The organism is Phytobacter palmae, assembly GCF_039409775.1.
Taxonomy (GTDB): Bacteria; Pseudomonadota; Gammaproteobacteria; order Enterobacterales; family Enterobacteriaceae; genus Phytobacter; species Phytobacter palmae.
On record NZ_JBCIVJ010000004.1, the window covers coordinates 192,103 to 205,714 of the forward strand.

The 13,612-nt window shown below is 49.7% G+C and carries 12 protein-coding genes; 3 read left to right on the plus strand and 9 right to left on the minus strand.

The window, feature by feature from the left end; all coding sequences use genetic code 11:
- Positions 1–35: 35 nt before the first annotated feature.
- The 3 genes from AAIG39_RS07580 to AAIG39_RS07590 all read right to left on the minus strand — a co-directional run bounded on the left by AAIG39_RS07580 (position 36) and on the right by AAIG39_RS07590 (position 1,252).
- Positions 36–374: an SMR family transporter gene (locus AAIG39_RS07580; protein ID WP_090084637.1), complete on the minus strand. Its 339-nt coding sequence runs from the start codon at positions 372–374 to the stop codon at positions 36–38.
- Between the two features lie 18 nt (positions 375–392).
- A complete protein-coding gene (locus AAIG39_RS07585) occupies positions 393–1,010 on the minus strand; it encodes a LysE family translocator (protein WP_090084638.1) in 618 nt (205 codons plus the stop codon).
- 68 nt (positions 1,011–1,078) lie between these two features.
- Positions 1,079–1,252, minus strand: coding sequence for a YciY family protein (locus AAIG39_RS07590; RefSeq protein WP_139223051.1), 174 nt, complete (start codon positions 1,250–1,252; stop codon positions 1,079–1,081).
- Positions 1,253–1,395: 143 nt separating this feature from the next.
- Between AAIG39_RS07590 and cls the strand changes: the two genes are divergently transcribed.
- Both cls and AAIG39_RS07600 read left to right on the plus strand, forming a co-directional pair.
- Positions 1,396–2,856 (plus strand): cardiolipin synthase, encoded by a 1,461-nt coding sequence (cls, locus tag AAIG39_RS07595; protein ID WP_090084641.1) that lies wholly within the window; start codon positions 1,396–1,398, stop codon positions 2,854–2,856.
- Positions 2,857–2,890: 34 nt separating this feature from the next.
- Complete coding sequence (locus AAIG39_RS07600) at positions 2,891–3,220, plus strand: HI1450 family dsDNA-mimic protein (RefSeq protein ID WP_343193550.1); 330 nt, start codon at positions 2,891–2,893, stop codon at positions 3,218–3,220.
- A 39-nt stretch (positions 3,221–3,259) separates the two neighbouring features.
- Here AAIG39_RS07600 and oppF read toward each other — a convergent pair whose 3' ends face one another.
- From oppF to AAIG39_RS07630, 6 genes are all read right to left on the minus strand, one after another.
- Positions 3,260–4,264: a murein tripeptide/oligopeptide ABC transporter ATP-binding protein OppF gene (gene oppF / locus AAIG39_RS07605; protein ID WP_343193551.1), complete on the minus strand. Its 1,005-nt coding sequence runs from the start codon at positions 4,262–4,264 to the stop codon at positions 3,260–3,262.
- Entirely contained in the window at positions 4,261–5,274 is a 1,014-nt protein-coding gene (gene oppD, locus AAIG39_RS07610) for an ABC transporter ATP-binding protein (protein ID WP_090084645.1), read from the minus strand. Before oppD ends, oppF begins: the two co-directional genes overlap by 4 nt.
- Before the next feature lie 11 nt (positions 5,275–5,285).
- Positions 5,286–6,194, minus strand: coding sequence for an oligopeptide ABC transporter permease OppC (oppC, locus tag AAIG39_RS07615; RefSeq protein ID WP_090084646.1), 909 nt, complete (start codon positions 6,192–6,194; stop codon positions 5,286–5,288).
- A 14-nt stretch (positions 6,195–6,208) separates the two neighbouring features.
- On the minus strand, positions 6,209–7,129 hold the full coding sequence (gene oppB, locus AAIG39_RS07620) for an oligopeptide ABC transporter permease OppB (protein ID WP_047370517.1): 921 nt from the start codon (positions 7,127–7,129) through the stop codon (positions 6,209–6,211).
- An 84-nt stretch (positions 7,130–7,213) separates the two neighbouring features.
- Positions 7,214–8,845, minus strand: coding sequence for an oligopeptide ABC transporter substrate-binding protein OppA (gene oppA, locus AAIG39_RS07625; RefSeq protein WP_090084648.1), 1,632 nt, complete (start codon positions 8,843–8,845; stop codon positions 7,214–7,216).
- 772 nt (positions 8,846–9,617) lie between these two features.
- Entirely contained in the window at positions 9,618–10,265 is a 648-nt protein-coding gene (locus AAIG39_RS07630; protein WP_047370519.1) for a YchE family NAAT transporter, read from the minus strand.
- Between the two features lie 476 nt (positions 10,266–10,741).
- Between AAIG39_RS07630 and adhE the strand changes: the two genes are divergently transcribed.
- Positions 10,742–13,423, plus strand: a complete 2,682-nt coding sequence (adhE, locus tag AAIG39_RS07635) for a bifunctional acetaldehyde-CoA/alcohol dehydrogenase (RefSeq protein WP_090084649.1) — start codon at positions 10,742–10,744, stop codon at positions 13,421–13,423.
- The last annotated feature ends 189 nt before the right edge of the window (positions 13,424–13,612 follow it).

The following is a 13,612-nucleotide window of genomic DNA, read 5'->3' on the forward strand; positions in this document are numbered from 1 at the left end:
GGTAAAGTATGAATACCCCTTTATTTTATAAGCGTTTAATGAGCAATCGTTTTTGAGAACAAATTAATAATAACCACACCTGCAATAATTAACCCCATCCCCAGCATGGCCGGAAAATCGAGTTTCTGCCCGTGAATAATCCAGGCAACGGCACCAATTAATACAATCCCTACGCCGGACCAGATTGCGTAAATCACCCCCGTAGGTATGGTACGCATTGGGATAGTCAGACACCAGAATGCAATACAATAGCCGAGAATACTGATAACGCCGGGAACCAGACGGGTAAAGCTATCGGAACTTTTAAGCGCAGTGGTCGCAATCACTTCACTGACAATCGCCAGGGCGAGAAAAATAACTGCTTCTTTATTCATGGTTACCCACTATTGAAATTAACGTTTACTTAGCGCAAGGCGAGTTGCAAAGAGCAAAAATAGCACACCGGTTGTGCGATCCATCCAGCGTATAACGGCTTCTTTACGTAAAAATAAAGACAACGGGCGCGTCGCCGCGATTAGCAGAGTTGACCATATGGTTCCCAGCACCACATGAATCATCACCAGGCCAAAAGTCCAAATAATGAGAGGCTGCCCATGCGGAATAAACTGCGGCAAAAAAGAGACGTAGAAAATCCCCATTTTCGGATTCAGCACATTGCCTGACATGCCACGAATAAACCAGTTCTGCTTTTTCTCTTTTCCAGCAACAGAGAAAACAGCGGTACGTGGGCGAATGAGCATATTCAGTCCCAGCCAGCATAAATAGGCAGCGCCACAATATTTGAGAATGGAGTAGGCCAGTTCCGACACCGCAACTAATGTCCCGAGTCCGAAGGCAACGGCAGCCCCCCAAATGAGACAACCGGTATTAATACCGAAGGCGGCTTTAAATGCCTGACTTCGCCCCTCCACCGCGGCAGTACGCAAAATTAGCGCGGTATCGAGACCGGGAGTGAGCGTCAGGAGTGTCGCGGCAAGGGTAAAAGCAATCAAACTATCGATAACAGACATTCAGCGTTCACCCTTTAAGTCATAACCAGATAAAAAAACAATGGGCACCATAAAGATGCCCTGGACCATCAGAACCCGTAAAAATCAAAAACTAACGCATTACGATGCCGATTAAGGATACATTTTCTTATCGAGTGGATACGCATATTGCGACGGGACTGTCCTTCCAGCCAGCGCGCCTTGCGACGACTGGCCTGTCGGGACATACGCCAGCGCCCCACTTCCGTTCTACTACGCTTCATTTTTACGACTCTTTCCTGAAACAGAAGCCCCATTATAAACCCTGGTCGCCACCAGACCACCCCTTTTCAGCGCCGTTTTTATTTGCCAGATGAGTCCTTATGCGTAAACTCCTTATATCAGATTTTCAAAAGGATTTTTTGTTATGACAACCTTCTACACGGTTGTGAGTTGGCTGATCATTTTGGGCTACTGGCTGCTTATCGCAGGTGTGACGCTTCGCATCCTGATGAAGCGCCGGGCGGTTCCTTCTGCCATGGCATGGCTACTGATTATTTATATTCTCCCTCTGGTGGGAATCATTGCTTATCTGTCCGTTGGGGAACTGCATCTTGGCAAGCGCCGGGCAGAACGCGCTCGTGCGATGTGGCCATCCACCGCCAAGTGGCTAAAAGACCTTAAGACGTATCACCATATTTTCGCTACTGAAAACAGCAGCGTTGCCACTTCACTGTTCAAGCTCTGCGAACGGCGCCAGGGCATTGCGGGCGTGAAAGGTAATCAGCTCCAGCTTCTCACCTCCTCAGATGACGTTATGCAGGCATTAATCCGCGACATTCAGCTTGCCCGGCATAACATTGAGATGGTGTTTTATATCTGGCAGCCGGGAGGAATGGCCGATCAGGTCGCTGAATCCTTGATGGCGGCCGCGAGGCGCGGTGTGCATTGCCGCTTAATGCTTGACTCAGCAGGCAGCGTGGCTTTTTTCCGCAGTCCATGGGCCGATATGCTGCGCAATTCAGGTATTGAAGTCGTCGAATCGCTAAAAGTTAATCTGATGCGTGTATTTTTGCGTCGGATGGACCTGCGCCAGCACCGTAAGATGATCCTTATTGATAATTACATCGCTTATACTGGCAGTATGAATATGGTGGACCCCCGCTTCTTTAAACAGGATGCTGGCGTCGGTCAATGGGTCGATTTGATGGCTCGCATGGAAGGACCGGTCTCCACCGCTATGGGGATTGTCTACTCCTGCGACTGGGAGATAGAGACCGGTAAACGCATCCTCCCGCCGCCACCGGACGCCAATATCATGCCGTTTGAGCAGGCCAGCGGACACACCATCCACACCATCGCCTCGGGGCCCGGGTTCCCGGAAGACCTTATTCACCAGGCGTTGTTGACCGCGGTATATGCCTCGCGCGAATACCTGATCATGACGACACCTTATTTCGTCCCCAGCGATGACCTTCTGCATGCCATTTGTACCGCCGCGCAGCGAGGCGTTGACGTCAGCATTATCCTGCCACGCAAGAATGACTCAGTGCTTGTTGGCTGGGCCAGTCGGGCCTTTTTCACTGAACTGCTGGCGGCCGGTGTAAAAATCTATCAGTTTGAAGGTGGGCTTTTGCATACGAAAAGCGTGCTGGTCGATGGCGAGTTAAGTCTGGTGGGAACAGTGAACCTTGATATGCGTAGTCTGTGGCTAAATTTCGAGATTACGCTGGTTATCGACGATACCGGATTTGGCAGCGATCTGGCCGCTGTACAGGATGATTATATTTCGCGTTCTCGCTTACTGGACGCACGTTTGTGGGTTAAACGCCCATTCTGGCACCGGATTGCAGAACGACTGTTTTACTTCTTTAGCCCATTGCTGTAAAACGTGCCCAAACGATATTAAACAGGTAGTCATTATGGATATGGATCTGAACAACCGCCTGAGCGAAGACGAAACGCTTGAGCAGGCTTACGATATTTTTCTCGAACTTGCGGCGGATAATCTCGACCCGGCAGATATCATTCTGTTCAATCTTCAGTTTGAAGAGCGTGGCGGTGCGGAATTGTTTGATCCCGGCGAAGACTGGCAAGAGCATGTTGATTATGATCTGAATCCGGACTTTTTCGCGGAAGTAGTGATAGGCCTGGCGGATACCGATGGCGGCGAAATCAATGATGTATTTGCCCGCGTACTGCTTTGTCGAGAGAAAGACCATAAGTTGTGCCACATTCTCTGGCGCGAGTGAGGGTAAAAGAAAAGGCTGACTTTCGTCAGCCTTTTTTATTCAGAGCGGGTCGACCTTAAGACAGGAGACCGCGTGACGGAAGCTGCCTTCGAGAACCGGGCGCGTTTGCGCGCACTCGGGTCCGGCAATCGGACAACGAGTGCGGAACACGCAGCCCGATGGCGGATTGATTGGCGAAGGCAAATCCCCTTCCAGCAACTGAATCTGCTTGTTCTTTTCCAGATCCGGGTCCGGAATCGGCACGGCAGACATCAGCGCTTTGGTATAAGGGTGCTGCGGATTATGGTACACCTCGTCATAGGTACCCAGCTCTACAGCATGACCAAGATACATTACCAGTACACGGTCGGAGATGTGCTTCACCACCGCCAGATCATGGGCGATAAAGATCAGGGACAACCCCATTTCCCGCTGCAGTTTTTGCAGCAAGTTGACCACCTGCGCCTGGATAGACACGTCCAGGGCTGAAACCGGTTCGTCACAGATAATCAGCTTCGGTTCGAGGATCAGCGCGCGCGCAATGCCGATACGCTGACACTGGCCGCCGGAGAACTCGTGCGGATAGCGGTTAATCAGGTTCGGCAGCAGCCCCACCTTCATCATCATGGCTTTGACGCGGTCACGCACTTCCTGACGCGGCATTTTCGGATGATACGTTCTCAGCGGTTCCGCAATGATTTCACCAATCGTCATACGCGGGTTCAGAGATGCCAGCGGGTCCTGGAAAATCATCTGGATGTCGCTGCGCACATCGCGCCACTCATCGGGCTTCATACCGAGCAAATCTTTGCCCAGCCAGGCCACTTTACCGTCAGTAGCTTTGACCAGACCAATAATCGCACGGGCAAAGGTCGATTTCCCACAGCCGGACTCGCCCACCACGCCCAGGGTTTCCCCTTCATAGAGACGCAGCGTCACGCCGTGTACCGCTTTCAGTGTTTTGGATGGCTGCCAGAACCATTGCTTACCGTCTTTTATATCGAAATGAACTTTCAGGTCAGCAATTTCAAGGAGTACTTTTCTTTCTTCTGTCACGGCATTCATACCAGTTCCTCCACCGGCTTAAAGCAGGCGCGCAAACGTCCCGGGGCAAACTCCTCCAGCGGCGGAGCACTGTTACAGATTTCCATCGCATGCGGGCAACGGGGCTGGAACGGACACCCTTTCGGCAGCCGCAGCAGGTTCGGCGGGTTACCGGGGATGGTCAACAACTCTTCACCTTCAGCGTCAAGGCGCGGTACCGCATTGAGCAGGCCGATAGAATACGGATGTGCCGGGTGATAGAACACATCGCGTGCCGCACCATATTCCATGGTGCGGCCAGCGTACATGACCAGCACTTTGTCACAGATGCCCGCAACAACACCCAGATCGTGGGTAATCATAATAATGGCGGTGTTGAATTCGCGCTTAAGCTCATTGAGCAACGTCATGATCTGCGCCTGTACGGTCACATCCAGAGCGGTAGTCGGTTCGTCAGCAATCAGCAGCTTCGGTCGACACATTAGCGCCATGGCAATCATCACTCGCTGACGCATCCCGCCGGAGAACTCATGCGGATACATCTTCATACGCTTACGCGCTTCCGGCATTTTCACCGCGTCCAGCATTTTAACCGACTCTTCAAACGCTTCGGCCTTACTCATGCCTTTATGCAGCATCAGTACTTCCATTAGCTGCTCACCGACCCGCATATATGGATTCAGTGAGGTCATCGGATCCTGGAAAATCATGGAAATCTGTTCAGCACGCAGTTTATTCAGCGCATGCTCTGGCAAGTTCAGGATCTCTTTACCATTGAATTTCGCCGAACCACCAATACGGCCATTCGATGCCAGCAGGCCCATCAGGGCAAATGCGGTTTGAGATTTGCCCGAACCAGACTCACCCACGATCCCCAGCGTCTCACCGGCCCGCAGGCTGAAATTCAGGTCGTTTACCGCCGTAACGTCACCGTCAGGGGTTTTAAAAGTCACTCGCAGATCGTTAACATCCAGAAGAATGTCCGAATGCTGCTGCGCCTGTGGCGCCAATGAGGTTTCATGCTTGCTCACAACAGCACTCCTTAACGATCTTTCGGGTCGAGGGCATCACGCAAGCCATCGCCGATAAAGTTGAAACAGAACAGCGTCACCACCAGGAAGCCTGCAGGAAACAGCAGCAACCACGGAGAAACTTCCATCGAGTTGGCACCATCGCTGAGCAAAGCGCCCCAACTGCTTAACGGCTCTTGTGTCCCCAGACCAAGGAAACTGAGGAATGATTCAAACAGAATCATGCTGGGTACTAACAGCGAGGCATATACCACTACCACGCCCAGTACGTTAGGAACGATATGACGAATCACGATATTGCCTGTCGATACACCACCTACCTGAGCCGCTTCGATAAACTCTTTACGTTTCAGACTCAGCGTTTGACCACGGACGATACGCGCCATATCCAGCCAGGAAACCATACCGATAGCCACAAAAATGAGCAGAATGTTTTGACCGAAGAATGTCACCAGCAGGATGACGAAGAACATAAACGGGAAAGAGTTAAGGATCTCAAGCAGACGCATCATCACGGAGTCCACTTTACCGCCGAGGTAACCGGACAGGGATCCGTAAAGGGTGCCAAGGATAACCGCAACCAGCGCGGCTGCAATACCGACCATCAGCGAAATACGTCCACCAATGGCGACGCGCACCAGCAGATCACGCCCGGATGAATCCGTACCAAAATAGTGCCCTGAGGTCGTATCAGGGGCGCTGGACATCATGCCCCAGTCCGTATCGAAGTAACTAAACTGCGACAGCATCGGCGCGAGGGTCACGAAGAGTGCGATAAATAATAAGACAACCAGGCTGGCGACCGCCGCACGGTTGTGCATAAAGCGACGGCGAGCATCCTGCCAGAGACTGCGACCTTCTACTTCCAGTTTTTCACTGAAGTTTTCCAGCGCCTCGCTGTTTTTTTTACTTAACATCATGGCGTACTCCAGTGTTAATAACGAATTTTCGGATCGATAACGGCATACAGCACATCAACAATCGCGTTAAATAAAATAGTCAATGTCCCTACCAGTATGGTCAAACTTAATACCAGCGAGTAATCACGGTTTAATGCGCCATTCACAAATAGCTGACCGATACCCGGCAAACCGTAAATCGTTTCGATAACCATTGAACCGGTGATAATACCAACGAAGGCAGGCCCCATATAGGAAAGCACAGGTAATAATGCGGGTTTGAGCGCATGACGGAAAATAATGCGCCGCATCGGTAAACCTTTCGCCCGTGCGGTACGAATAAAGTTAGAATGCAGCACCTCAATCATCGAGCCACGCGTTATACGCGCAATGCTGGCGATATAAGCCAGAGACAATGCGACCATTGGCAGAATCATGAATTTTGGCGCGCCGCCATTCCATCCCCCGGCGGGTAACCATTTAAGCGTGATAGCGAAAATCATCACCAACAGCGGTGCGACAACGAAGCTCGGTATGACAACCCCGGTCATCGCCAGCCCCATCACGGAATAGTCCCATTTGGTATTTTGTTTCAGCGCGGCGATGACGCCTGCACTCACGCCAAAAATTACCGCCAGTAAAAACGCCGCAGCGCCTAACTTCGCGGATACAGGGAAGCTGGCAGCGACCAGATCATTCACCGTGTAATCTTTATATTTAAATGACGGCCCGAAGTCGCCGTGCGCAAGCTGTTTCAGATAGCTGGCGTATTGGGTCAGAATCGGATCGTTCAGATGGTATTTCGCTTCGATATTCGCCATTACTTCTGGCGGCAGCGTACGCTCACCGGTAAAAGGACTACCCGGCGCAAGACGCATCATAAAGAATGAGATCGTGATAAGAATAAATAGCGTCGGAATCGCTTCCAGACAGCGACGTAGGATAAATTTCAACATTGCCCGTACCTTCTGGCCTGTGCCTTTGTAGTGCGATGAAATAAGACACTGTGGGGCAGGATTATCCTGCCCCACTCATTGCCATTAATGCTTGATAATATACAAGTTTTTAACGTAGATATTATCCATCGGGTCTTTACCGGTATAACCACCCACCCACGGTTTCACCAGACGGGCGTTCACGTAGTAATACACCGGGACGATCGCAGAGTCTTTATCAAGCTGCTGTTCGGCTTTGGTGTAGAGCTCGGTGCGTTGCGCTTCGTCGGTCACTTGCAGCGTGTCGGCAATCAGCTTATCAAATGCCGGGCTCTTATAGTGCGCGGTATTGTTAGAACTGTCAGACAGCATGGTATTCAGGAAGGATGTCGGTTCGTTATAGTCTGCACACCAGCCTGCACGCGCCACATCAAAGGTGCCCTGATGACGGCTGTCAAGGAAGGTTTTCCACTCCTGGTTCTCCAGCTTGACGTCCACACCCAGGTTTTTCTTCCAGATAGAAGCAACGGCAATAGCCAGTTTTTTGTGCAAGTCAGATGTGTTGTACAGCAGGTTGAAGGTCAGCGGCTTGTCAGCCGTGTAACCTGCTTCTGCCAGCAATTTTTTCGCTTCTGCGTTACGTTTATCTTGTGACCACTTGAACCATTCCGGCTCAACCAGTTTTGCGCCGTCAGTATATGGCGGAGTGTAGCTGTAAGCTGGCAAGTCGCCCTGGTTTTTCACTTTGTTGACGATAATGTCACGATCAAGAGCCAGTTTCAGCGCAGTACGAACGCGTACATCAGTGAACGGCGCTTTCTGGTTGTTAATTTCGTAGTAATAAGTACACAGATATGGGTCAACGTGGACTTCTTTTGGAATTTCTTGTTTCAGTTTCTGGAACAGTTCAATCGGCATGTTGTTATAGGTCATGTCGATTTCACCGCTGCGATAGCGGTTAACGTCAGTCACTTCTGAGGAAATAGGCAGATAAGTAACCTGGTTAATCACCGTTTTTGCGTTGTCCCAGTAATTGGTATTACGCTCAAGCACGATACGTTCGTTGACCACCCAATCTTTCAGTTTGTACGCGCCGTTAGTCACGATGTTCGCGGGCTGGGTCCATTTGTCGCCGAATTTCTCGACAACGTTTTTCGGAACCGGGGAGACGGAAGGGTGTACCAACAATTTGTAGAAGTAAGGAACGGGTTCGCTCAGCGTAACTTCAAATGTATTGTCATCAAGCGCCTTTACACCCAGGTCTGAGGTTGGCTTTTTACCGGCGATGATGTCATCGATATTTGCAATGTGACCATATTGCAGGTAGCTGGCGTATGGAGATGCAGTTTTTGGGTCTGCCAGACGCTGCCAGCTATAAACGAAGTCATGTGCCGTAACCGGCGAGCCATCAGACCATTTTGCATCTTTACGTAGATGGAAGGTCCAGACTTTAAAGTCTTTGTTTTCCCACTTTTCAGCAACGCCAGCGCTCGGATGGCCTTCAACGTCAGAGACTAACAGGCCTTCAAACAAATCGCGGCTGACGTTTGATTCCGGCACACCTTCGATTTTGTGCGGGTCAAGTGATTGTACTTCTGAACCATTATTACGAACCAGCGTTTGCTTCTCTGCCAGTTGAACACCTGCAGGAACATCAGCCGCCATGGCTACATTACCTGCAATTAGCGCGGAGAGAATTCCAGCCGCTACGAGACTTTTTTTTGTGATGATGGACATTGTGTTGATACTCCACTCATTATAATTACTGACATTAATGCCAGCCTGTTTTGTCCCCTGAGGGGGCCTGTACAGCGCAGGAGCTTATGGCTGCTGTCAGGCATCGTTTACTGCTTGCTATCACCGACTTTATTTCTACAAGCCGCTCGGATGGCGCCCTTACGTCGATATCGTATACGTCTCCCCTGTCGAGACGTTTGTTTCTTTTGCCGGACGAGATTTTTATTTGAAAATAATTCTCATCTGCGCGTATTCTTATTGCAAATATAGGGCCGGAAAGTACCAAATGGCACATTACGTCGCCAATACAATTTGCAAATTTGTTAACTAATTCTCTTTTATTAGCGCTTTTATCCGCGTAACAAGAACGTCCGAACATGCTTAAAGAAAAAATTAGTCTTTTCAATCAGTCAGATAGATAGTAATTCGTCGTTGTTGTAACATTCGCAATGAGATTGCGCGTTTTTTGCACAAAAAATCAACATTCGATTATTATCTAGCACATTTGTCTGCCTGAGCGACGAAATTACTAATATCATTTCAATTATCTGACAGCAAGCCCCAGAGTATCGTGTGAGGGAAATAACAGTGTTGATGGATGAATTTATCGCCAGATGGCAATGTAACGAAATGTAATTAGTTGAAATTAAAGAACTTATTTAAAGCATGTTGATTTATTATATTTATGGTTTTTTCTGACTTTAGTTATATGATTTGCTGATAATGCTGCGCCTCCAACGCTCTGCGCAGCATTATTTTCACCGCAAGCAAGTTAATGCAGTAAGCCCGGAAATATTCCTTTTACACCTGCAACGATAAATTCAATACCCAGCGCCATCAGCAATAAGCCCATGATACGGGTGATCACGTTAATCCCGGTTTGGCCAAGAAGACGCACCAGCCAGGGGGCGATGCGAAACACGCCCCATGAACAAAAAGCAAAAAGGGCTATCGCGACTGAGAATCCAGCAAGATATTCCACGCTGTGATAGCGCGTCCCCCAGACAATGGTTGAACTGATTGCACCCGGCCCCGCCATTAAAGGTAAGGCTAGCGGCACAACGCCAATACTCTCTCTGATCGCTGTTTCTGATTTCTCCTGCTTATTCTGTTTATCTTCGCCCAGCTTACCGCTGATCATCGACATCGCGATGGTTACTACCAGGATCCCCCCGGCGATACGAAACGAGTCAATCGAAATACCGAACAACTGCAGAATCGCATCCCCCAGAAAAAGCGACGTCCAGAGAATGATGGCAACAGAAAGGTTCGCGGTCAGATTAGTTTTATTCCGCGCCCCGGCAGTTTGATAGCTGGTCATACTGATAAAGACAGGAATAATACCGATGGGGTTTACCAGCGCGAAAAGGCCGATGAAAAACTTAAACCAGGTTGGAAAGTCAAACAGTGTTTGAGTCACAGAGTGCTCCGCAGCAATGCAAGGCAAAGAGTTAAAAAGTACAGAAACAATAAGTCCCTGCTAAATATACGATTATTTGCAGCACAACTCACCCTAAATCCTGTCATATTCCCTACATCCTGGCATGTTATGCATTTGTACTAATTATGATAATGTTAGCTAGCGCCGCCCTTTTATCATTAACATTTGATACAAATGCCCAAAAATAGCCTGCTGAAAGGTGTCAGCTTTGCTGTAACTTGATTTAGATCACGTAATCGGTACTCAGAAGTGAGTACTCTTGGAGACGTCATCAGGGAGTAGAACCATCTGTTTTAATGATGTTTCGTTGAGGCTCTTTCAGTAAATCAGTTAGGTTGGGCATGGCGATAACTACTTGTTTTTCTGTAATTTACGCAACCTGCACCCGGTCTGTCTATACTGTCGTTTCGGACAGCTGGTTTACTAAAAGAGTTTAACATTATCAGGAGAGCATTATGGCTGTTACTAATGTCGCTGAACTTAACGCACTCGTCGAACGTGTGAAGAAAGCCCAGCGTGAATATGCCAACTTTACTCAAGAGCAAGTTGACAAGATCTTCCGCGCCGCCGCCCTGGCTGCCGCTGATGCCCGTATCCCTCTCGCTAAAATGGCTGTTGCCGAATCCGGCATGGGTATTGTCGAAGATAAAGTGATCAAAAACCACTTTGCTTCTGAATATATCTACAACGCCTATAAAGATGAAAAAACCTGCGGTGTCCTTGAGGAAGACGACACTTTCGGTACCATCACTATCGCTGAACCTATTGGTATCATCTGCGGTATCGTTCCGACGACTAACCCAACTTCTACTGCAATCTTCAAGTCGCTGATCAGTCTGAAGACCCGTAACGCTATTATTTTCTCTCCACATCCGCGTGCTAAAGATGCAACAAACAAAGCGGCTGATATCGTTCTGCAGGCTGCTATCGCTGCGGGCGCACCAAAAGATCTGATTGGCTGGATTGACCAACCGTCTGTTGAACTGTCTAACGCGCTGATGCATCACCCTGATATCAACCTGATCCTCGCAACTGGCGGCCCGGGCATGGTGAAAGCAGCGTACAGCTCTGGTAAACCGGCTATCGGCGTAGGCGCAGGCAACACCCCAGTTGTCATTGACGAAACTGCAGATATCAAACGTGCTGTCGCTTCTGTTCTGATGTCCAAAACTTTCGACAACGGCGTTATCTGTGCTTCTGAACAGTCTGTTGTGGTTGTTGATTCTGTTTACGACGCTGTTCGCGAACGTTTTGCGACCCACGGCGGCTACCTGCTGCAAGGTAAAGAGCTGAAAGCTGTTCAGGACATTATCCTGAAAAATGGCGCGCTGAACGCCGCTATCGTTGGGCAACCAGCATACAAAATCGCTGAACTGGCAGGTTTCACTGTTCCGGCAACAACCAAAATTTTGATCGGTGAAGTGACTGTTGTTGACGAAAGCGAACCTTTTGCTCACGAAAAACTGTCTCCGACTCTGGCTATGTACCGTGCTAAAGATTTCGACGATGCGGTAGAAAAAGCAGAGAAACTGGTTGCTATGGGCGGTATCGGTCACACCTCCTGCCTGTATACCGACCAGGATAACCAGCCGGCTCGCGTGCAGAAATTCGGCGCGGAAATGAAAACCGCGCGCATCCTGATCAACACCCCGGCCTCTCAGGGTGGTATCGGTGACCTTTATAACTTCAAACTCGCACCTTCCCTGACACTGGGTTGTGGTTCCTGGGGTGGTAACTCCATCTCTGAAAACGTTGGTCCGAAACACCTGATCAACAAGAAAACCGTTGCTAAGCGAGCTGAAAACATGTTGTGGCACAAACTTCCGAAATCTATCTACTTCCGCCGTGGCTCTCTGCCAATCGCGCTGGATGAAGTGATTACTGATGGTCACAAACGCGCGCTTATCGTGACTGACCGCTTCCTGTTCAACAACGGTTATGCAGACCAGATCACCTCTGTACTGAAAGCTGCTGGCGTCGAAACAGAAGTCTTCTTCGAAGTTGAAGCTGACCCGACGCTGACAATCGTACGTAAAGGTGCAGAGCTGGCGAACTCCTTCAAACCTGACGTGATCATTGCGCTGGGTGGTGGTTCGCCGATGGATGCGGCAAAAATCATGTGGGTAATGTACGAACATCCGGAAACCCATTTCGAAGAACTGGCGCTGCGCTTTATGGATATCCGTAAACGTATCTATAAGTTCCCGAAAATGGGTGTGAAAGCGAAAATGGTCGCTATCACCACCACTTCCGGTACAGGTTCAGAAGTTACGCCGTTCGCTGTTGTAACTGACGATGCTACTGGCCAGAAATATCCGCTGGCGGATTATGCGCTGACCCCGGATATGGCGGTTGTCGACGCGAATCTGGTCATGGACATGCCGAAATCACTGTGTGCGTTCGGTGGCCTGGATGCGGTAACCCATGCGCTGGAAGCGTACGTTTCTGTACTGGCGTCTGAGTTCTCCGATGGTCAGGCTCTGCAGGCTCTGAAATTGCTGAAAGAAAACCTGCCAGCGTCCTACCATGAAGGTTCTAAAAACCCGATTGCACGTGAGCGTGTACATAGTGCCGCTACCATCGCGGGCATCGCGTTTGCGAACGCCTTCCTGGGTGTGTGTCACTCCATGGCGCATAAACTGGGTTCACAGTTCCATATTCCACACGGTCTGGCCAACGCCCTGCTGATCGCGAACGTCATCCGCTATAACGCGAATGACAACCCGACTAAACAGACTGCATTCAGCCAATACGACCGTCCGCAGGCTCGCCGTCGTTACGCAGAAATCGCTGACCATCTGGGTCTGACTTCTGTCGGTGACCGCACTGCCGCGAAAATTGAGAAACTGCTGGCATGGCTGGAAACTATCAAAGCTGAACTGGGTATTCCTAAGTCAATCCGTGAAGCAGGTGTTCAGGAAGCTGACTTCCTTGCTCACGTTGACAAACTGTCCGAAGATGCGTTCGATGACCAGTGTACCGGTGCTAACCCGCGTTACCCGCTGATCTCCGAGCTGAAACAGATCCTGCTGGATACCTACTACGGTCGCGAGTTCAAAGAAGGCGTGGCAGCAGAAGTGAAAGCAGAAGCGGTTAAAACGGATAAAGCAGACAAAAAAGCGAAGAAAACCGCTTAATTGTCCTGTCTGGCATAACCCGCCTGATGGCTGACACCTGTCAGTAAATCAAATGGATCGGTTAAACGATCCGGCGGGTAGAAGATAAAAGCCCCATCAATTTTATGATGGGGCTTTTTTTATATTTGCCGCCCACCCTGGCGTTACCCTGAACTGTGCGGCCTCCTCCGCGCTCCTTTACCCGGTCCT

What these genes read in the sequence shown, in the direction of transcription:
- AAIG39_RS07580 (WP_090084637.1), bottom strand. Translation starts at nt 374, where the DNA reads ATGAATAAAGAAGCAGTTATTTTTCTCGCCCTGGCGATTGTCAGTGAA.
- oppC (WP_090084646.1), bottom strand. Translation starts at nt 6,194, where the DNA reads ATGATGTTAAGTAAAAAAAACAGCGAGGCGCTGGAAAACTTCAGTGAA.
- oppB (WP_047370517.1), bottom strand. Translation starts at nt 7,129, where the DNA reads ATGTTGAAATTTATCCTACGTCGCTGTCTGGAAGCGATTCCGACGCTA.
- oppA (WP_090084648.1), bottom strand. Translation starts at nt 8,845, where the DNA reads ATGTCCATCATCACAAAAAAAAGTCTCGTAGCGGCTGGAATTCTCTCC.
- AAIG39_RS07585 (WP_090084638.1), bottom strand. Translation starts at nt 1,010, where the DNA reads ATGTCTGTTATCGATAGTTTGATTGCTTTTACCCTTGCCGCGACACTC.
- oppF (WP_343193551.1), bottom strand. Translation starts at nt 4,264, where the DNA reads ATGAATGCCGTGACAGAAGAAAGAAAAGTACTCCTTGAAATTGCTGAC.
- adhE (WP_090084649.1), top strand. Translation starts at nt 10,742, where the DNA reads ATGGCTGTTACTAATGTCGCTGAACTTAACGCACTCGTCGAACGTGTG.
- AAIG39_RS07590 (WP_139223051.1), bottom strand. Translation starts at nt 1,252, where the DNA reads ATGAAGCGTAGTAGAACGGAAGTGGGGCGCTGGCGTATGTCCCGACAG.
- cls (WP_090084641.1), top strand. Translation starts at nt 1,396, where the DNA reads ATGACAACCTTCTACACGGTTGTGAGTTGGCTGATCATTTTGGGCTAC.
- AAIG39_RS07600 (WP_343193550.1), top strand. Translation starts at nt 2,891, where the DNA reads ATGGATATGGATCTGAACAACCGCCTGAGCGAAGACGAAACGCTTGAG.